The organism is Apilactobacillus micheneri (genome assembly GCF_006493595.1).
Taxonomy (GTDB): domain Bacteria; phylum Bacillota; class Bacilli; order Lactobacillales; family Lactobacillaceae; genus Apilactobacillus; species Apilactobacillus micheneri.
Genome location: NZ_QUBI01000002.1, coordinates 338,799 through 356,635, shown reverse-complemented (window position 1 = coordinate 356,635; position 17,837 = coordinate 338,799). Strand labels below are relative to the sequence as shown.

Sequence of the window (17,837 nt, the reverse complement as noted above, 5' to 3'; positions counted from 1 at the left end):
CATTCCTTTATGGAAGTAAGACCCCTAAGAGATGATTAGGTAGATAGGCTAGAAGTGGAAGTGCAGCAATGTATGGAGCGGACTAGTACTAATTGGTCGAGGACTTAACCAAGTAAGGTTGTTCTCTAAAGAAATAATAATATCTAGTTTTGAAAGAACGAAGTTCTTTCAGATAAATAGTGTGGTGGCGATAGCTAGAAGGATACACCTGTTCCCATGCCGAACACAGCAGTTAAGCTTCTAAACGCCGAGAGTAGTTAGAGGATCGCCTCTTGCAAGGGTAGGAAGTTGCCGCGCTATATTATGGAGGATTAGCTCAGTTGGGAGAGCATCTGCCTTACAAGCAGGAGGTCACAGGTTCGAGCCCTGTATCCTCCATATATCGAGCCGTTAGCTCAGCTGGTAGAGCATCTGACTTTTAATCAGAGGGTCGGCAGTTCGAACCTGCCACGGCTCATAAAACTAAATAGTTTTTATTTATGCCGACTTAGCTCAGCTGGCAGAGCATCTGTCTTGTAAACAGGGGGTCGGAGGTTCGAATCCTCTAGTCGGCATTTATGCGGAAGTAGTTCAGTGGTAGAACATCACCTTGCCATGGTGGGGGTCGCGGGTTCGAATCCCGTCTTCCGCTTTGTCAATTCATTAATATGCCGGGGTGGCGGAATTGGCAGACGCACAGGACTTAAAATCCTGCGGTTAGTAATAACCGTACCGGTTCGATCCCGGTCCTCGGCATTTATATTGCACCCATAGCGCAACTGGATAGAGTGTCTGACTACGAATCAGAAGGTTGTAGGTTCGAGTCCTACTGGGTGCATATTTCGGGAAGTAGCTCAGCTTGGTAGAGCACCTGGTTTGGGACCAGGGGGTCGCAGGTTCGAATCCTGTCTTCCCGATTAGGGTCAAAGTGCTCTTGTTTTTAATTGTGTTTCGCGGTGTAGCTCAGCTGGCTAGAGCGTCCGGTTCATACCCGGGAGGTCGGGGGTTCGATCCCCTCCGCCGCGATTTAGGGCTTGGACCTTTAGCTCAGTTGGTTAGAGCAGACGGCTCATAACCGTCCGGTCGTAGGTTCGAGTCCTACAAGGTCCATATGATGGGTCTTTGATTTTATTATTTACATGGAGAATTACCCAAGTGGCTGAAGGGGGCGGTCTTGAAAACCGCTAGGTGGGTCAAACCACGCGAGAGTTCGAATCTCTCATTCTCCTTATTATCGCGGGATAGAGCAGTCTGGTAGCTCGTCGGGCTCATAACCCGGAGGTCGTTGGTTCAAATCCATCTCCCGCAATTATGGTTCGTTGGTCTAGTTGGTTTAGGACGCCTGCCTGTCACGCAGGAGGTCACGAGTTCGAGTCTCGTACGAACCGCTTTAATATGGCTCGGTAGCTCAGTTGGTAGAGCAACGGATTGAAGCTCCGTGTGTCGGCAGTTCGATTCTGTCCCGCGCCATTTATTCAAATATTATTATGCGGGTATAGTTTAGTGGTAAAACCATAGCCTTCCAAGCTATTGTCGCGAGTTCGATTCTCGTTACCCGCTTTTGTAATGGGCCTATAGCTCAGTTGGTTGAGAGCGCACGCCTGATAAGCGTGAGGTCGATGGTTCGAGTCCATTTAGGCCCATTTTGGAGAAGTACTCAAGTGGCTGAAGAGGCGCCCCTGCTAAGGGTGTAGGTCGGTTTTCCGGCGCGAGAGTTCGAATCTCTCCTTCTCCGTTGCGACCCGTTGGTCAAGTGGTTTAAGACACTGCCCTTTCACGGCAGTAACATGGGTTCGAATCCCGTACGGGTCATCATTTATATTATCGCGGGATAGAGCAGTCTGGTAGCTCGTCGGGCTCATAACCCGGAGGTCGTTGGTTCAAATCCATCTCCCGCAATTATGGTTCGTTGGTCTAGTTGGTTTAGGACGCCTGCCTGTCACGCAGGAGGTCACGAGTTCGAGTCTCGTACGAACCGTATTTATAAAAGATCATCCTTATGGATAATCTTTTTTGTTTTAAATTTTTTAGACCCGTTGGTCAAGTGGTTTAAGACACTGCCCTTTCACGGCAGTAACATGGGTTCGAATCCCGTACGGGTCATTTATTTATATGGAGAATTACCCAAGTGGCTGAAGGGGGCGGTCTTGAAAACCGCTAGGTGGGTCAAACCACGCGAGAGTTCGAATCTCTCATTCTCCTTAATAATAAAAGAGTAGATACATATAAATATGTATCTACTCTTTTTTGTAACTCAGCGACATATTACTTAAATCCTTTATATTACATTTATTAAACCATTTACTGAAGTCTAAAGCATTATTCCATTCAGTCATAATTATCAATTGCTTTTTACCCGAAACTTCTTGCAAAAGTTTAACTGAATTGATATTTAAGTTTATATTATTACTTAATTCCTTTAGTTTTGAATTAAATATTTTTTCGTTGTTTTTATCTAAATTAAAATAAAGATAATTAATAAAATTACTTATATTATTAGTGCTTTTTTCTAAAATAATTATATATTTAATTGTATTATGAAATATTGAGGGCTTGTTACTCTCATCTATTATTTGATATTGACCATAAGTATTCATTGACTTAAAAATTGATAATTTTCTATCAGGGTGATTATTAGATATTTTTTCAAGAATATTTTTACTGCCAAAAGTTACTTTTATGTTATTTGTCATTATTTGCTCCTAGTTGTTAAATGTTTTACAAACTACATTTATATATTTACACTAAAAGTATATTTAAACAAGTAAGAGGAGTTAAAATATGAAGATTAGAATATTAGGATATTATGGTGGATATCCATACGATGGAGTTGGAACTAGCGGTTATTTAGTTCAAAGTGGAAATTTTAATTTATTGTTAGATTGTGGCAGTGGCGTTTTATTAGAACTAGAAAAATACTTGGATCCTTTACGATTAGATGCAGTTTTATTATCACATTATCATCATGATCATAAAGCTGATGTTGGAGTTCTAGAATATTATTGGCAATTGCATTCTGAAAATAGAAAAGAAAATACTCTTCCGATTTATGGAAATATAGATGACAAAATAAATTTTGATGGACTTACTTGGAATGATGACACAAAAGGTATTCCATATCATGAAAATGATACATTAAATTTAGGACCATTGTTAATTGAATTTATGAAAACTCAACATCCAGTTTCTGCTTATGCGGTTAAAATCATTGAGAAAAGCACTAATAAAATATTTGTCTTTACTGCTGATACAAAATACTTTGATGGCTTAATTAATTTTTGTAAGAATGCTGATTTATTAATTACTGATACTAATTTTTATAAAAATAAGCAAGGAACTAAATGGCATATGACTTCTGAAGAATCTGGATATTTAGCCAAGCAATCTAATGCTAAAAATGTTATCATTAGTCATCTACCACAATATGGTAGCCTTAATCAGTTATTATATGAAACAAGAGCTGAAGCTGGTTCTAATATAAACGTAAAGATTGCTAAGTTAGGGTTACAATTTAATATTTAAGTTAATATTGTTTACTTATAGTAACAATATGATATAAAATTTATATGTAGAAGAGGTGTGCCTAATTATGGAAATGCAACGTATAAATGAAGATACAATCAAAGTTATGATAAGTAATGACGAATTGTCTGAACGTGGAGTTGATGTATTATCTTTACTTGGTGATGAAGATCGTATTGAGTCTTTTTTGTATGGAATCTTAGAAGAAATTGATGCTGACAAAGAATTTAAAGATACTTCTGCTGTTACATTTCAGGTAGTTCCTAATAAATCTGGATTGGAAATGTTTATCAAAAACAATCATTTAAGTGAAAATGATATTGATAAAAATAATTTATCCAGTGGTAAAATTAGCAAAGAAAAACTTTCTGAAATTACTGATAAAGATAAAAAGTTTGAAGATCCTTCTTTAGAAGGTATAAGTAATAATATCAAAAACAAAATTGACGAATTTAGTAAACTATCATTAACCGATGAAAGTAAAAACAATATATTAAATTATTTAAAAACACTAAAAAACAAGGTTGATGAATTAGAAGGTAAGAATGAAAATCATATGGTCAACAGTTCTATATCTCAATTAGTTAATGCTGCAAAAGGTATGGATAAAAATAGTAAGCCATCTAATCATATGGTTAATAATATTGTCCTTAAATTGAATTCATTTGATGATTTGGTTAGTTTATCTAAAGCCTTAAATAATAATATGCCAGAAACATATTTATACAAATATGAAGGTAGTTATTATTTATATATGTCGTTACCAGAAGGTTATAACGAAGACGATGCTCTTGTTTTTCAAAGAGATGTTGCGGTAGCACTGGAATATTCATCAAAGAGTAATATTTCTTTATCTAATTTGGAAGATAATGGTAAATTAATGATTTCAATTAGTGCATTACAAACAATAAAAAAATACTTTGCATAATTTAAAGCCAGTAGATTTTTCTGCTGGCTTTTTGCGTATATAAAATAATAGGGCGATAAAAATATTAACAGCAATTTATAATAATCAATTAGTTTTAGCTATTAATTCATCTAAAAACAAAAAATATCTTTGTCCAATATGTAAATCAGTAGTTATTTTAAAAAGAGGTACTGAAAAGATAAGTCATTTTGCTCACTCTAAAAATAACGATTGTCCCAATCTTGGTGAACATGAAACGGATGAACATTTAACTGGAAAAATAAATTTATTTAAATTTATTAATAATAACAGCACGAAAATTGAATGTTTTATTACTAAAATTAATCAAAAGCCAGATCTCATTAATAATAAAATAGCATTTGAGTTTCAATGTAGTCCCATAACTAAAAAAAGACTTCTTGAAAGAATTAATGGCTATAAAAGTTTAGGAATACATTCATTATGGATACTAGGACAAAATTATAGAAAAAAATTTAGTAGTAAAAACACTACTAAATTTTTTTATTATTCTTTTAACATTGGTTTTTATATTTTATTCTTGCACAATAGTGGTTATGTAGAAATTAGATACAATTGTTTAGAAATAAATGGAATAATCAATTATCAATCTAAAATGATATATTCATTCAAAGAACTTTTATCTTTTATAAAAAGTAGACAAGCTTTATTGCAATACAATAATAATCTAAGACGAATCAATTATTTATTAAGAAATTTTAGAAAAAATATGATATTAGGAAACAAAACAATTCTTAATCTTCAAAATGATTTTTATTTAAAAGGTCATAATATTGATGGAGCTCCATTATTATGTAACGAAAAGTATTTTTCTTACCCAATTTTTGATAATAAATTCTTTTTATGGAAAATTATTTGTTTAAATAACATTGAAGATGGAATTAATTTGGAATATTTATTCAAAACTTTGTTTAAGTTTACATTTCCTTTAATAGAAAATATAAATATTTTTTATAAACATGAATTTAAAACTTTTATTAATATTCTGGTTAATGAAAATATTATTAAAATTGAAAGCAATATTATTCATTTATTAAAAGATCCCATATGGTTTAAAGATTATTTAGACAGAGAAAATATTCAAAATAAAAAAGACCTTTAAAATTTAAATAAAAAGGTCTTTACTTAACTATATGAAATCCAGAATTTTTGACTGATTTTTTTTGAGATTCTTTCATCATATCTTTTAAACTATCTTTTGTTAAATCCTGATTGCAACAAGCATCAAATAGTCCAGAATAGCAAACATTACTGGTTAAAACACCACTATTTGGTTTATTACAATTAAATATAACAGCAGAAGCGGGTTTTTTAATTTTCATGTTTTTAACAATCTTTTGATCTTCTTCCACAGTATTTTTAGCAAGACTAGATCTACGATCTTCTTCAAACATTGGTATATCTAAATTATGTTCTTTAGCTGTTTCTAATGACAAACTGTCTGTATATTTTATACCTTGATCTAAGATTTTATTTTGCATATCCATGAAAAATGATTTTCCATTTTTCATACCTTGGAATAATGCTGCTTTATAATCTAAAACTACATCATGATATAAATTATACAATTCATTTGAAGATAATACTTTTTTTATTTTATTATTCGAATGACAAAAATCAGTTTGGATTACTTTTAGGTTATATATAGGAATGAATTGAATCTTAAATTTTGAATCAATATCTTTTGATAACTTTAAGACAGTTTTTTCTGACTTTTCGCATTCTTTGCATAAAGGATCTACAAAAAGAAATATTTCAAACAAAATTTTACCTCCCTCAAATAATCAAAACATCTTTACAAATATATACAACACTTAGCATACCAAATTATTTACTAATTACAATAATTTTGCTTTTATATATATAAATTTTTTACTTATATTAAATTATGGTAAAATAATTCAATGAATGGCTTAAATAGAGGAGGTTTTCCTAGTGGTAAAAAATTGGGAACATTTTTTATTTCCTTATGAACAAGCAGTAGGGGAACTTAAAATAAAATTACGAGGAATAAGAAAAGAATTCTTGCAATTTGGTAAAAGAAGTCCAGTAGAGTTTGTTACTGGTCGTGTTAAGCCTGTATCAAGTATTAAAGAAAAAATGAATCGAAGGTATATATCTGAAGATCGCTTATCTCAAGACATGGAAGATATTGCCGGTTTAAGGATAATGTGTCCTTTTGTTGAAGATATTTACCAAGTAGTAGATATTTTGCGTAAAAGAACAGATATAAATATTTTAGAAGAACGTGACTATGTTAATAAAGAAAAATCTAGTGGTTATCGTTCATATCATATTGTCTTTGAATATCCAGTTGAAATGTCAACTGGAGAACATAAGATATTATCGGAAATTCAAGTCAGAACTTTAGCTATGAACTTCTGGGCAACGGTTGAACATTCTTTAAATTATAAATATAATGGTGTTTTTCCAGAAGAATTAAAAAAACGTCTACAGGAATCGGCCGAAACTGCATTTAAATTAGATGAAGGTATGTCAGAAATTCGCGATGAACTAATTGAAAAACAATCTGAAAACCACAAAAATAATAGGGATGATTAATAATGAGAGTTTCAATATATAGTAATGATGGTTCAACTTCTAATGAAGTTGCAAGTCAACTAAAAGAGAAAATTGATAATTCCTCAAAATTACAATATGATGGATTAAATCCTCAAATTGTAATATCTGTTGGTGGTGATGGTACATTATTATCTGCATTTCATCATTATAATGATTCAATTAATAATATTAGATTTGTTGGAATTCATACTGGGCATTTAGGATTTTATACCGATTGGAGAGACTATGAAGTTCAACAATTGGTAGATAGTTTAGAAAATGATAATGGTCAAAGTGTTAGTTATCCACTATTGTCTATAAATATTAATTATAAAGATGGTGGACCATCTGATAGTATGGTTGCCTTAAATGAATCAACGCTTAAAAGAATAAATGGAACTATGGTTACTGACATAAATATTAAGAATGAATTTTTTGAGAAATTTAGAGGTGACGGATTATGTGTTGCTACTCCAACTGGATCTACTGCATATAATAAGTCAGTAGGTGGAGCAATTATTAGTCCTGAATTTGATGCTGTTCAAGTTTCTGAAATGGCTTCTATAAATAATAGGGTTTTTAGGACGTTAGGTTCTCCAATTATTATTCCTCCCGATGAATGGATCACAATTATTCCTGATAATCCATATCATAATATTTTGACTTGTGATCAATTGGTAGTTCAAAATAGACCAATTCAATCTATTACTTATTCCATTTCAAATGATCGAATTTATTTTGCTCAATATCGACATACTCATTTTTGGAAAAGAGTAAGCAATTCGTTTATTGGGGTACATGATAATGACTGAATTTAATTGGGTGAACCATAACATTGAACCAATAAGGTTAAGAACTTTTCTTGGGTCTAAGGGTGTCACTAGAACATTACTAAAACAAGTTAAGTTTCACGGTGGGATGATGTTTGTAAACAATAGTGAAAGATACGCTAATTTCATGTTAAAAAATAATGACAAAATTAAATTAATTTTGCCTCCTGAAATTAGTGGTGATTACTTTAATGTTTCTAATTTACCCATAGACATTATTTATGAAGATGAACATTTTTTGGTAGTTAATAAGCCAGCAGGAGTACCGTCAATTCCTTCAAGAATTTACACTGATGATACATTAGTTAATCGTGTTAAGGGGTATTTTCAAAGAAAACAATATGAAAATCAAAAAATACATATTGTTAATCGATTGGACATGGATACTAGTGGCCTAGTCATTTTTGCAAAGCATCATTTTGCACACTCAGTGTTAGATAAACAATTTAAAGATGACAGTATTCAAAAATATTATATTGCTATTGTACAGGGTAATATTTACTCTAAACATGTTGATATTAATTTACCTATTGGTAGACAAAATGATTCATTTGTTAAACGAACCATTAGTGATGGTGGAAAGATGTCTAGGACAGAATTTTGGGTTAATAAAAGGATAAATGGTTTAAGCGTGCTTAAAGTTAAATTACATACAGGAAGGACTCATCAAATTAGAGTTCACTGTAAAGCAATTGGGCACCCTTTAATTGGTGATTGGCTATATAATCCTGATAATCACATTATGAATAGACAAGCTTTACATTGCTATAAAACCATTTTTTATAATCCGTTTGTTGATAAATATGTTGAGTGTGATGCACCATTACCAGAAGATATGAAAAAAATTATTAAATAAAAGCTCCTTTATAAAGGAGCTTTTATTGTTGTCTATATTAAAATTTTGCTTATATGATATACTATAATATTGAATAGAAGGAGATTTAATTATGAAAAAAATAGAAATTGCTAAGCAATTTTTATCAGACAATATTAATTTATTTAAATGCCCTACATGTGGTAAAGGTTATAAAAAAATCAATGATTTTTCTATTGTTTGTCCTAATAACCATTCTATGGATATATCTAAAAAAGGAACTTTATATTTTATCAATCATAAAGTTAACACTGAATATGATAAGAAAATGTTAGTTTCTAGAAGAAAATTGATTAATGCAGGATTATTTGATGGTATTATCAATAAAATATCTGATTTAATACCTAGTGGGAAACAAACCATTTTAGATATTGGTAGTGGTGAAGGAACTCCTATAAAAAAACTTGAGGAAAATAGAAACAATGAAGATAGTGCAATTGGTTTTGATATATCAAAACCAGGGGTTAATTTATCAACTAGTGAATTAAGCAAAAATTTATTTTATTGTGTTGCTGATTTAGCACAATTACCATTTAATGATAAAAGTATTTCAGTTGTTATGGATATGTTTTCTCCATCTTCTTATGAAGAATTTAATCGAATTATCAAAAAAGATGGTCACTTAATAAAAGTGATTCCTAATTCTAATTATTTAATTGAGTTGAGAAGAAAATTGTATAAAGATGATCATAAAAAGCAAGATTATGATAATACTAAAGTTTTAGATTTATTTATGGAACACTATCCTAATGCTGTTAAACATAATGTTAAATATACTTTTGCTTTACCTAAAAGTATTAGACAAGATATGATTTTAATGACACCTATGCATTGGGGTAAAAATGCTATTAATTTAGAAACAGATGAAATAGAGAATTTAAATTCAATTACAGTTGATGTAACAATATTAGATAATAAATTTTAATATAGGAGATAGTATAAATGACTAATCATATTGTTTTATTTGAACCACTTATGCCTGCTAATACAGGTAATATTGCCAGAACTTGTGCAGGAACTGATACTACTTTAGATTTAATCAAACCACTTGGATTCTCTGTTGACGATAAACACTTAAAAAGAGCTGGATTAGACTATTGGAATAAAGTTAATATTAATTATCATGAAAGTTTACCTGAATTTATGGAGACATTAGGTGATAAGGATAAATTACACTTAGTTTCAAAATTTGCTAGTAAAGATTATACTGATTGTGATTATTCAGACGATAATTATAATAATTACTTTATGTTTGGCAAAGAAACTACAGGTTTACCTGAACCATTTATGCGAAAAAATAGTGATAAAGCTATTCGTATACCTCAAGATGATACTCATATTAGAGCTCTTAATTTGTCTAATACTTGTGCAATCGTTATTTATGAAGCACTTAGACAACAAGATTTTCCAAATTTAGAAAGAAGTCATGAATATGAACATGACAAATTAAAATAAATAATTTAAAGGAGTAATATATTTGGCTAGAAAACGAAAAAATAATTCGCATACAAAAAGATCAAATAAAAATTTATTCTCAATTGATAACAAATATAATAATTATTTATTTGGCTTATTTATGATATTTATTAGTTTATTTAGCTACTTACAATTAGGATTTTTAGGTATTACTATTAATAACTTTTTTCGTTTCTTTGTAGGTGACAGTGTTGTTATTTTTTATTTAATTACTTTAATTACTGGCATCATATTTTTAATAAAAGGAAACAATCTTAGTTTAAATAAGAGAGTTATATCAGGCGTGATTGTTACATATTTAGGTATATTAATGTTTTTATCTGCACTTTATTTTTCTGGATATAATAACAGCGATTTTATTAGACAAACATTGAATATAATTTCTAACGACTTTATAGGAATGAAATCTAATAGTTCTGTTGGTGGTGGAATCATTGGAGCTTCCTTATTGACGATTTTTAACTTTTTAGTTTCTATTCTAGGATCTGAAATTATTTCTATTATCATGATAATTATTGGTGGTTTGATTTCATTTAACGTATCAATGAATCAAATATTTGATAAATTTCAAAAGCATTCAGAAAAATTATCAGAAAAAATAGGTGAATCTTCACAAAAAATAGGTAAAAAGGTTCATGATATAAATAATAAAAAACAAGTTAAAGAAGATACTGATGATAAAAATTTAAAGCCAGATAATAAGACTCCTAAGCCTAAATTATCTGGTTGGATGGATTCATCAAAGAAAGATACAAAATCTGTATCCAAAAAAGAAAATATTGAAGAACCAAGTGATGATTTTAAAGACAATGATAAAGATTACAAATTAGCTAGTGAATATAATAATGATAATAAAAAATCTGAAAAAGTTTCTGATGTTATTAATAAACAAAAAGATAATTTTGATGATCCTATTATAGAAAATAATAGTGAAACTAACGACGAAGAATATGATTTACCATCGTCTAATCTATTATCTGAAATTAAACAAACTGATCAATCTGACGAGTATAAGGCCATCGATAAAAATACTGTTATATTGAAAAAAACGCTTAATAGTTTTGGCGTTGATGCAGAGATAAAGAATGTTAGTTTAGGACCATCGGTAACTGAATATGAACTTCATCCTGCAATTGGTGTAAAAGTTAGTAAAATTGTTAATTTGGCTGATGATTTGGCATTGGCCCTTGCCGCTAAAGATATTAGAATTGAAGCGCCTATTCCTGGAAAATCTTTGATAGGAATTGAAGTTCCTAATAAAAATGTTTCAACAGTGTCTTTTAAAGATGTTGTAGATTCTCAAGATAAAAATCATAGTTTACTGAGTGTTCCTTTAGGAAGAAATGTTAATGGGGATGTTATATCTACTGATTTAACTAAGCTACCGCACCTATTAATTGCAGGATCTACTGGGAGTGGTAAATCTGTTGCTATTAATGGAATTATTACTAGCATCTTATTAAATGCTAAGCCTAGCGAAGTTAAAATGATGCTTATTGATCCTAAAAAAGTTGAACTAGGTGTATACAATGGGATTCCTCATTTATTAACACCAGTTGTTTCTGAACCCAAAAAAGCAGCAAGATCATTGAATAAAGTTGTTACTGAAATGGAAAATAGATATGATTTATTTGCTAAAAATAATCAAAGAAAAATAAGTAGTTATAATAAATATGTTAAAAAATTAAACAAAGAAGATGGTGGAGACCGTCAAACATTACCATATATTGTGGTAGTAGTTGATGAATTGGCTGATTTGATGATGACTGTTTCTAATGAAGTGGAAAGTGCAATCATTAGATTAGCTCAAATGGGGCGTGCTGCTGGTATTCATATGATATTAGCTACTCAACGTCCCTCAGTAGATGTTATTACTGGTTTAATTAAATCTAATGTGCCATCTAGGATAGCATTTGCTGTTTCTAGTGGTGTTGATTCAAGAACTATTATTGATACAAATGGTGCTGAAAAGCTACTTGGACGTGGTGATATGTTATATCTACCTGTGGACAAAAACAAACCAGTTCGTATTCAAGGGGCTTTCATTTCAGATGATGATGTTGAAAATGTTGTTGATTATATAAAAGAACAGCAAACTGCAGATTATGATGATTCAATGATGGTTTCTGATGAAGATATTAAAAAAGAAGAAGAGGTTGAAGATCAAGATGAATTATTTGGTGATGCTTTAAAATTTGTTATTCATGAGCAAAAAGCAAGTACTTCATTATTACAACGTAATTTTAGAATTGGCTATAATAGAGCTGCTAGGATTATAGATGATTTAGAACAACGTGGTTATATTGGACCTCAAGAGGGTAGCAAGCCACGACAAGTTTATAAGCAATCAAATGATGATTCTGATTAAATAAAAAATGGAACCATTATAATGATTCCATTTTTTATTTATTAAATTTTTATTGTAGCACTGTGTATAATGAACCTAGAACTAATCCACCTAAAGTGGAAATAATCATGATCCAAACGAAAATCATTGTAATGATTTGAAATCTAGATTTTTTCTTTTTAGCCATTAATTGCACCACTTTCTTAAAATATATATTATCAAGTTTACATTTGATATCTTTATATTGCAAATTCAATTAATAATATGAGAGGAGTTGAATATAATCGGTCCTTTTAAGTTTTTAGCATTAATATTATTTCAATCAATCTTAATTTTTATAATATCTCTGGTTTTTAATGCGATTAAAAAATCCTTTGGCAAATATTTTCCAGCTAATTTTAATTCAAGTGATTTATTTCCATTTATTTTTGGATTATATATATACCAAATATCTTTGGACAAACATTTAATTTCTTGTTTACCGCAAATTTTGATATTTTGGCTAATTTTAGGTATCATATTTGGAATATTTTATTTAATTAGATTTCAAAAATCCAGTATATTAAAATATTATAAAATATTCTGGAAAATGGGTATTATATACATGTTTGTTGCTTGGATTGGTACAATTATTTTTTACGGATATCAAATCTTATAAAAAGTCATCTTTTTTAAGATGGCTTTTTTATTATAATTAATAGTGATATTGTGGTGGAACAAAGTCTTTTTGAGTGTTAAAATTTAATTAAGTAAACTTTATATTATATATAAACAAAATATTAACAATAAAAAATTTTATTAAAGAATAAAGAGGTGAGTTATATGGTTAAATTTAATCATGAAACGGTACTACTTAACGAGGCAGTGGATGGATTAGATATTAATCCAGATGGCATTTATGTTGACTGTACATTAGGTGGAGGTGGACATAGCCGTAAAATTTTAGAAAAATTAGATAAAGGCCATTTGTATTCATTTGATCAAGATCAAGTTGCGATTGACTATAATAAAGAAAATTTAAAAGAATACATAGATAATGGCAAATTATCATTTATTAGAGATAATTTTAAAAATATTACTAAGAATTTAAATGAATTAGGAATCTATTCTGTTGATGGTATTGTTTATGATTTGGGTGTTTCATCACCTCAATTTGACGATGCAAGTCGTGGCTTTAGTTATCAACATAATGCTCGATTAGACATGCGGATGGATCAAAGGAATTCATTAGATGCTTGGCAGATAGTTAATGAATGGCCATATAATAAGTTAGTCAAAATTTTCTTTAGATATGGTGAGGAAAAGTTTTCAAAACAAGTTGCTAGAGCTATTGAAAACAATCGTGAAAGACATAGCATTGATACTACTGAAGAATTAGTAGAAATTATTAAACAGGGAATTCCTGCTGCTGCTAGAAGACATGGTGGACATCCTGCTAAAAAGGTTTTCCAGGCATTAAGAATTGCTGTTAACGATGAGCTTGGTTCATTGGAAAGCTCATTAGAAGATGCAATTAAACTGATTGGATTTAATGGAAGAATATGTGTTATTACTTTTCAATCACTTGAGGATAGATTAGTTAAAAATATGTTTAAAGAACAGACTACTATTATGGATTTACCACATAACTTACCTATCATTCCGCCAGAAATGGAACCAGATTATAAACTAGTTAGTAGAAAACCTATTTTACCTAGTGATGAAGAACTTAAAGAAAATCATCGTTCGCATAGTGCTAGACTAAGAATAATACAAAGGATAAGTAAATAATATAGAAAAGAGTAATTGGGATGTCACAAAATAATTTAGCCAGAAAGAAATATAATAATTTTTATAATGGTAATACCAATAAAAAGAAAAATATTAACAGCACAGAAAAAATTAGTCTTTCTTTGTCTAAATTTGAAAAGGTGCTTTTGGTTACCGGAAGTGTAGTTGTATTTACATTGATGTTATGTTTAGTTGGTGAAAAAATAAGTTTAAGTAACCATTCGACTAGTTTGCAATCAGTAGAAAATTCTTTAAATAAGGTTAACTCTGATAATAATTATTTAAAGCAAGAAATTGGGGAATTAGAAAGTGGTAATAGGCTTCAATCTGTTGCTAAAAAAGCCAATCTTTCTTTGTCTAATAAAAATGTAAGGAATGTAAACAAATGAGTAAGAAATTGAATAACAATCCTAAATTAAAAAAACGCCAAAGAAATCGTAGCCATATAGGACAATTTTTATTATTGCTATGTATGGGCGTTTTTTTGTGTATTGGTCTAAGATTTTCTTATATAGCCGTTTTTAAAAATGTTCAAGGAGTTAATCTAAGTCAGCTAGCCAGAAATCTTTATACTCAAAGTAGTGTTATTCCAGCTAAACGTGGGACTATTTATGATGCTAATGGTCAACCTCTAGCTGAAGACACAAGTACATATACTTTGTACGCTGTTTTGGATAAGCATCAGATTGATACGGCTAATAATAATAAGCCTATGTATGTTACCGACAAAAAGAAATTTGCCAAAACGATTTCATCAATTATACCTATTTCCTATAAGAACGCATACAAAGATCTAACACCAAAAAATAATACTTTTCAAGTAGAGTTTGGAAGTGCTGGTTCAAATATATCGCTTATTACTAAGCAAAAATTAGAAGCACATAAGTTGAATGGAATGGGCTTTATTCAACAACCATCTAGAATCTATCCTAATGGAGAATTTGCTTCTCACATTATAGGATATGCATCTTCTGAGACTAATAAAATTGGAAATACTAGCCTTATCGGACAAATGGGGATTGAAAAAATATATAATAATCTTTTAACTGGTAAAGATGGCTTTAGTCAAGAACAATTAAGTAATTCTGGAGTTAAGATTCCAGATAAGAATAATAAAAACAAAAAAGTAAAAAATGGTGATGATGTTTATACTACTTTAGATTATAGACTTCAATCATTATTAGAAACTGAAATGAATAGTGTTTATAAGCAAGCGCATCCTTCGACGATGAATGCCGTACTTGCTAATGCTAAAACTGGTAATATATTAGCAGCTACGCAAAGACCTACATTTAATGCAACAACCAAACAAGGGTTAGATAAAATTTGGAGAAATACTTTGGTTCAAGATTCTTATGAACCAGGATCAACTATGAAAGTATTTACAATGGCATCTTCTATTGATAGTGGAAATTATAATGGAAATGCTACTTATGCATCTGGTAAATACTTCATTGATGGAAAGTTAGTACCTGATTGGAACACTAATGGTTGGGGAGTTATCAATTTTGATAAAGGATTTGCTCTTTCTAGTAACGTTGCTATGGCTCATTTGGAACAAAATATGGGACCAAAAACATGGCGTAAATATATGGACAGATTTAAATTCTTCCAATCATCTAACACTGGTTTTCCTGGAGAAGAAACTGGTGGTTTACAATTCCAATATCCAATTGAACAGGCTAATACTGCCTTTGGACAAGGAATTCAAGTGAACGCTTTACAAATGATTCGTGGACTAACATCGATTGCCAATGATGGTAAAATGTTACAACCTAGATTTATATCTAAAATTGTAAATCCAAAAAATAAGAAGACCATCAAATCTTTTGCTCCGGAAGTTGTTGGCAATCCAATTAAAGCAGATACTTCTAAAAAAGTTATAAAACATATGGAAGATGTTGTTTATAAACCATATGGAATTGGTGCTGATTATAAAATTCCAGGATATAAAATTGCTGCTAAGACTGGTACTGCTCAAGTTAGTGATGGTAAAGCAGGTTATGCTTCTGGAGATGATAGCTATCTATATTCAGTTGCAGGGATTGCTCCAGCTGATAATCCAAAATATATTTTATATCTAACTATGAAACAACCTAAATTACCAGCAGGTAAAACTGCTTCTCAATTGATGTCACAAATATTTAATCCAGTTATGCGTTTAGCACTTGAAGAAAATGTTAATTCAAATGAAGAAAATAATATTGAAATACCAGATCTTCATAATGTAAGTACAGATGCAGCCAAAGCTAAACTAAATAAAACAGGTGTTAAATATATCTTGATTGGTAATGGTGACAAAATATTGGATCAGTCTGTTGATTCAAATGAAAAAATAAATAAAAATCGTCTTGTCATTTTGCAAACTAATGGTGATAAAAAAATGGCTAATCTAAAGGGTTGGTCTAGGTATGACGTTGCAACTTATTGTAGGATGGCTGGCATATCAGTTGATTTAGATGGTGATGGATATGCATATCAACAAAGTATTTTACCAAATAGTTCAATCTATGATATGTCTAAATTAAGCGTCAAATTTAAATAGAAATGGAATGTATTTTATATTATGATAAACATTTTTTTACCAGCTATTTTAAGCTTTTTAATAACATTAATATTTATGCCAAGTTTGATTAGTTATTTTCGAAGTAAACATGAAGGTCAAATGATCAGAGAAGAAGGACCTAGATGGCATGAAAAAAAATCAGGAACTCCTACAATGGGTGGTTTACTTTTTATTCTTGCAATTATTATTGCAAGCATCGTTAATGGAATATTCATGCATAATTTGAATCCAACAATTTTAATTCTACTTTTTATATTATTTCTATATGGCCTGTTAGGTATGTGGGATGATAGTATAAAATTATTCAGAAGACAAAATGAAGGACTAAAGGCTTGGCAAAAATTGTTAGGCCAAATTGTTGGTGGAGTTATATTTACATGGGTATATTCTCAAAATTTTCCTATGGCTTTAAGAATACCTTTTTATGGTGATATTAACATGGGCTGGTTTTATGTAATTTTTGTTATTTTTTATTTAACCGGTTTTTCTAATGCTGTTAATTTAGCAGATGGTTTAGATGGATTAGTTGCAGGATTATCGATAATTTCTTTTGCAGCATATGGAATAATTGCATATTGTCAAAGCCAAATCGATGTTGCTATTTTCTGTTTTGCAGTTGTTGGTGGTTTGCTAGCATTTTTAATTTTTAATCATAAACCAGCAAAAATATTTATGGGCGATATGGGATCATTAGCCCTAGGAGGTTCACTAGCTGCTGTATCAATTCTTTTACATCATGAATTGTCATTGATTTGGATTGGGTTAGTTTTTGTTGTTGAAACTTTAAGTGTAATGATTCAAGTTACTTCATTTAAATTAACTGGTAAAAGGGTATTTTTAATGTCCCCAATTCATCATCATTTTGAAATGTTAGGATGGTCTGAATGGAAAATTGATATTACTTTTTGGTTAGTCGCATTATTTACAGCAATTACTGGAATAATGTTTATTATTTAAAATATTAA

The 17,837-nt window shown here is 30.3% G+C and carries 17 protein-coding genes, 21 tRNA genes, 2 rRNA genes and 1 pseudogene; 38 read left to right on the top strand and 3 right to left on the bottom strand.

The annotated features are described in order from the left end of the window. From DY123_RS03705 to DY123_RS03595, 23 genes are all read left to right on the top strand, one after another. Positions 1-112: ribosomal RNA gene (locus tag DY123_RS03705) — 23S ribosomal RNA — on the top strand; the annotation flags it as partial. Positions 113-180: 68 nt separating this feature from the next. Continuing rightward, a 5S ribosomal RNA gene (rrf, locus tag DY123_RS03700) occupies positions 181-297 on the top strand. A gap of 8 nt (positions 298-305) precedes the next feature. Next, positions 306-378: transfer RNA gene (locus DY123_RS03695), tRNA-Val, on the top strand. A gap of 6 nt (positions 379-384) precedes the next feature. Beyond that, a tRNA-Lys gene (locus tag DY123_RS03690) sits at positions 385-457 on the top strand. Positions 458-481: 24 nt separating this feature from the next. Further along, positions 482-554: transfer RNA gene (locus DY123_RS03685), tRNA-Thr, on the top strand. Between the two features lie 5 nt (positions 555-559). Continuing rightward, positions 560-631, top strand: a tRNA-Gly gene (locus DY123_RS03680). An 18-nt stretch (positions 632-649) separates the two neighbouring features. Further along, a tRNA-Leu gene (locus DY123_RS03675) sits at positions 650-735 on the top strand. Between the two features lie 8 nt (positions 736-743). After that, positions 744-817 (top strand) — tRNA-Arg (locus DY123_RS03670). Between the two features lie 5 nt (positions 818-822). Then, positions 823-896, top strand: a tRNA-Pro gene (locus DY123_RS03665). A 35-nt stretch (positions 897-931) separates the two neighbouring features. Next, positions 932-1,005 (top strand) — tRNA-Met (locus DY123_RS03660). A gap of 10 nt (positions 1,006-1,015) precedes the next feature. Next, positions 1,016-1,089 (top strand) — tRNA-Ile (locus DY123_RS03655). 31 nt (positions 1,090-1,120) lie between these two features. After that, positions 1,121-1,208 (top strand) — tRNA-Ser (locus tag DY123_RS03650). Between the two features lie 6 nt (positions 1,209-1,214). Further along, positions 1,215-1,288 (top strand) — tRNA-Met (locus DY123_RS03645). A gap of 4 nt (positions 1,289-1,292) precedes the next feature. Continuing rightward, a tRNA-Asp gene (locus DY123_RS03640) sits at positions 1,293-1,367 on the top strand. 9 nt (positions 1,368-1,376) lie between these two features. Next, positions 1,377-1,449, top strand: a tRNA-Phe gene (locus DY123_RS03635). A gap of 19 nt (positions 1,450-1,468) precedes the next feature. Then, a tRNA-Gly gene (locus tag DY123_RS03630) sits at positions 1,469-1,539 on the top strand. An 8-nt stretch (positions 1,540-1,547) separates the two neighbouring features. Continuing rightward, positions 1,548-1,622: transfer RNA gene (locus tag DY123_RS03625), tRNA-Ile, on the top strand. A 4-nt stretch (positions 1,623-1,626) separates the two neighbouring features. Beyond that, positions 1,627-1,714: transfer RNA gene (locus DY123_RS03620), tRNA-Ser, on the top strand. 4 nt (positions 1,715-1,718) lie between these two features. Beyond that, positions 1,719-1,791 (top strand) — tRNA-Glu (locus DY123_RS03615). 13 nt (positions 1,792-1,804) lie between these two features. After that, positions 1,805-1,878: transfer RNA gene (locus DY123_RS03610), tRNA-Met, on the top strand. 4 nt (positions 1,879-1,882) lie between these two features. Continuing rightward, a tRNA-Asp gene (locus DY123_RS03605) sits at positions 1,883-1,957 on the top strand. A gap of 52 nt (positions 1,958-2,009) precedes the next feature. Next, positions 2,010-2,082 (top strand) — tRNA-Glu (locus DY123_RS03600). A gap of 11 nt (positions 2,083-2,093) precedes the next feature. Next, positions 2,094-2,181, top strand: a tRNA-Ser gene (locus tag DY123_RS03595). Positions 2,182-2,216: 35 nt separating this feature from the next. On the opposite strand, the gene DY123_RS03590 is transcribed toward DY123_RS03595, so the two are convergent. Beyond that, the gene (locus DY123_RS03590) at positions 2,217-2,672 is read right to left on the bottom strand and encodes a hypothetical protein (RefSeq protein ID WP_140924213.1); all 456 of its coding nucleotides are present in this window, start codon (positions 2,670-2,672) and stop codon (positions 2,217-2,219) included. 88 nt (positions 2,673-2,760) lie between these two features. Here DY123_RS03590 and DY123_RS03585 point away from each other — a divergent pair, with 88 nt between their 5' ends. The 4 genes and pseudogenes from DY123_RS03585 to DY123_RS07770 all read left to right on the top strand — a co-directional run bounded on the left by DY123_RS03585 (position 2,761) and on the right by DY123_RS07770 (position 5,549). Next, positions 2,761-3,501, top strand: coding sequence for an MBL fold metallo-hydrolase (locus tag DY123_RS03585; RefSeq protein WP_140936401.1), 741 nt, complete (start codon positions 2,761-2,763; stop codon positions 3,499-3,501). A gap of 67 nt (positions 3,502-3,568) precedes the next feature. Next, the gene (locus DY123_RS03580) at positions 3,569-4,429 is read left to right on the top strand and encodes an adaptor protein MecA (RefSeq protein WP_140936400.1); all 861 of its coding nucleotides are present in this window, start codon (positions 3,569-3,571) and stop codon (positions 4,427-4,429) included. A gap of 55 nt (positions 4,430-4,484) precedes the next feature. Continuing rightward, a pseudogene (locus tag DY123_RS07775) lies at positions 4,485-5,042 on the top strand (competence protein CoiA); the annotation flags it as partial. Beyond that, positions 5,043-5,549: a hypothetical protein gene (locus DY123_RS07770; protein ID WP_225426748.1), complete on the top strand. Its 507-nt coding sequence runs from the start codon at positions 5,043-5,045 to the stop codon at positions 5,547-5,549. 19 nt (positions 5,550-5,568) lie between these two features. Here DY123_RS07770 and DY123_RS03570 read toward each other — a convergent pair whose 3' ends face one another. Continuing rightward, complete coding sequence (locus DY123_RS03570) at positions 5,569-6,210, bottom strand: DsbA family protein (protein ID WP_165807735.1); 642 nt, start codon at positions 6,208-6,210, stop codon at positions 5,569-5,571. Positions 6,211-6,382: 172 nt separating this feature from the next. Here DY123_RS03570 and yjbM point away from each other — a divergent pair, with 172 nt between their 5' ends. From yjbM to DY123_RS03540, 6 genes are all read left to right on the top strand, one after another. Then, positions 6,383-7,009 (top strand): GTP diphosphokinase, encoded by a 627-nt coding sequence (gene yjbM, locus DY123_RS03565; RefSeq protein ID WP_105964778.1) that lies wholly within the window; start codon positions 6,383-6,385, stop codon positions 7,007-7,009. 2 nt (positions 7,010-7,011) lie between these two features. Next, a complete protein-coding gene (locus DY123_RS03560; protein ID WP_105964777.1) occupies positions 7,012-7,821 on the top strand; it encodes an NAD kinase in 810 nt (269 codons plus the stop codon). Then, complete coding sequence (locus tag DY123_RS03555) at positions 7,814-8,695, top strand: RluA family pseudouridine synthase (RefSeq protein WP_108982447.1); 882 nt, start codon at positions 7,814-7,816, stop codon at positions 8,693-8,695. Before DY123_RS03560 ends, DY123_RS03555 begins: the two co-directional genes overlap by 8 nt. Before the next feature lie 91 nt (positions 8,696-8,786). Beyond that, positions 8,787-9,638, top strand: coding sequence for a methyltransferase domain-containing protein (locus DY123_RS03550; protein WP_108982446.1), 852 nt, complete (start codon positions 8,787-8,789; stop codon positions 9,636-9,638). Positions 9,639-9,655: 17 nt separating this feature from the next. Further along, positions 9,656-10,168, top strand: a complete 513-nt coding sequence (locus tag DY123_RS03545) for a tRNA (cytidine(34)-2'-O)-methyltransferase (protein ID WP_105964774.1) — start codon at positions 9,656-9,658, stop codon at positions 10,166-10,168. Positions 10,169-10,190: 22 nt separating this feature from the next. Continuing rightward, positions 10,191-12,557 carry a DNA translocase FtsK gene (locus tag DY123_RS03540; protein ID WP_404799061.1) on the top strand — a complete coding sequence of 789 codons (2,367 nt, stop codon included), beginning with the start codon at positions 10,191-10,193 and terminating at the stop codon, positions 12,555-12,557. 49 nt (positions 12,558-12,606) lie between these two features. Here the strand turns inward: DY123_RS03540 and DY123_RS03535 are convergent, their stop codons facing one another. Then, the gene (locus tag DY123_RS03535) at positions 12,607-12,723 is read right to left on the bottom strand and encodes a DUF4044 domain-containing protein (RefSeq protein WP_105964773.1); all 117 of its coding nucleotides are present in this window, start codon (positions 12,721-12,723) and stop codon (positions 12,607-12,609) included. An 87-nt stretch (positions 12,724-12,810) separates the two neighbouring features. Between DY123_RS03535 and DY123_RS07710 the strand changes: the two genes are divergently transcribed. From DY123_RS07710 to mraY, 5 genes are all read left to right on the top strand, one after another. After that, a complete protein-coding gene (locus DY123_RS07710) occupies positions 12,811-13,194 on the top strand; it encodes a DUF3397 family protein (protein WP_140924209.1) in 384 nt (127 codons plus the stop codon). A 164-nt stretch (positions 13,195-13,358) separates the two neighbouring features. Next, a complete protein-coding gene (gene rsmH / locus DY123_RS03525; protein ID WP_140924207.1) occupies positions 13,359-14,306 on the top strand; it encodes a 16S rRNA (cytosine(1402)-N(4))-methyltransferase RsmH in 948 nt (315 codons plus the stop codon). Between the two features lie 20 nt (positions 14,307-14,326). Then, positions 14,327-14,695: a cell division protein FtsL gene (gene ftsL, locus DY123_RS03520; protein WP_140936399.1), complete on the top strand. Its 369-nt coding sequence runs from the start codon at positions 14,327-14,329 to the stop codon at positions 14,693-14,695. Beyond that, positions 14,692-16,851, top strand: a complete 2,160-nt coding sequence (locus DY123_RS03515) for a penicillin-binding transpeptidase domain-containing protein (RefSeq protein WP_140924206.1) — start codon at positions 14,692-14,694, stop codon at positions 16,849-16,851. Before ftsL ends, DY123_RS03515 begins: the two co-directional genes overlap by 4 nt. Positions 16,852-16,872: 21 nt before the next feature. Beyond that, positions 16,873-17,829: a phospho-N-acetylmuramoyl-pentapeptide-transferase gene (gene mraY, locus DY123_RS03510; RefSeq protein ID WP_140924204.1), complete on the top strand. Its 957-nt coding sequence runs from the start codon at positions 16,873-16,875 to the stop codon at positions 17,827-17,829. Positions 17,830-17,837: the final 8 nt, after the last annotated feature.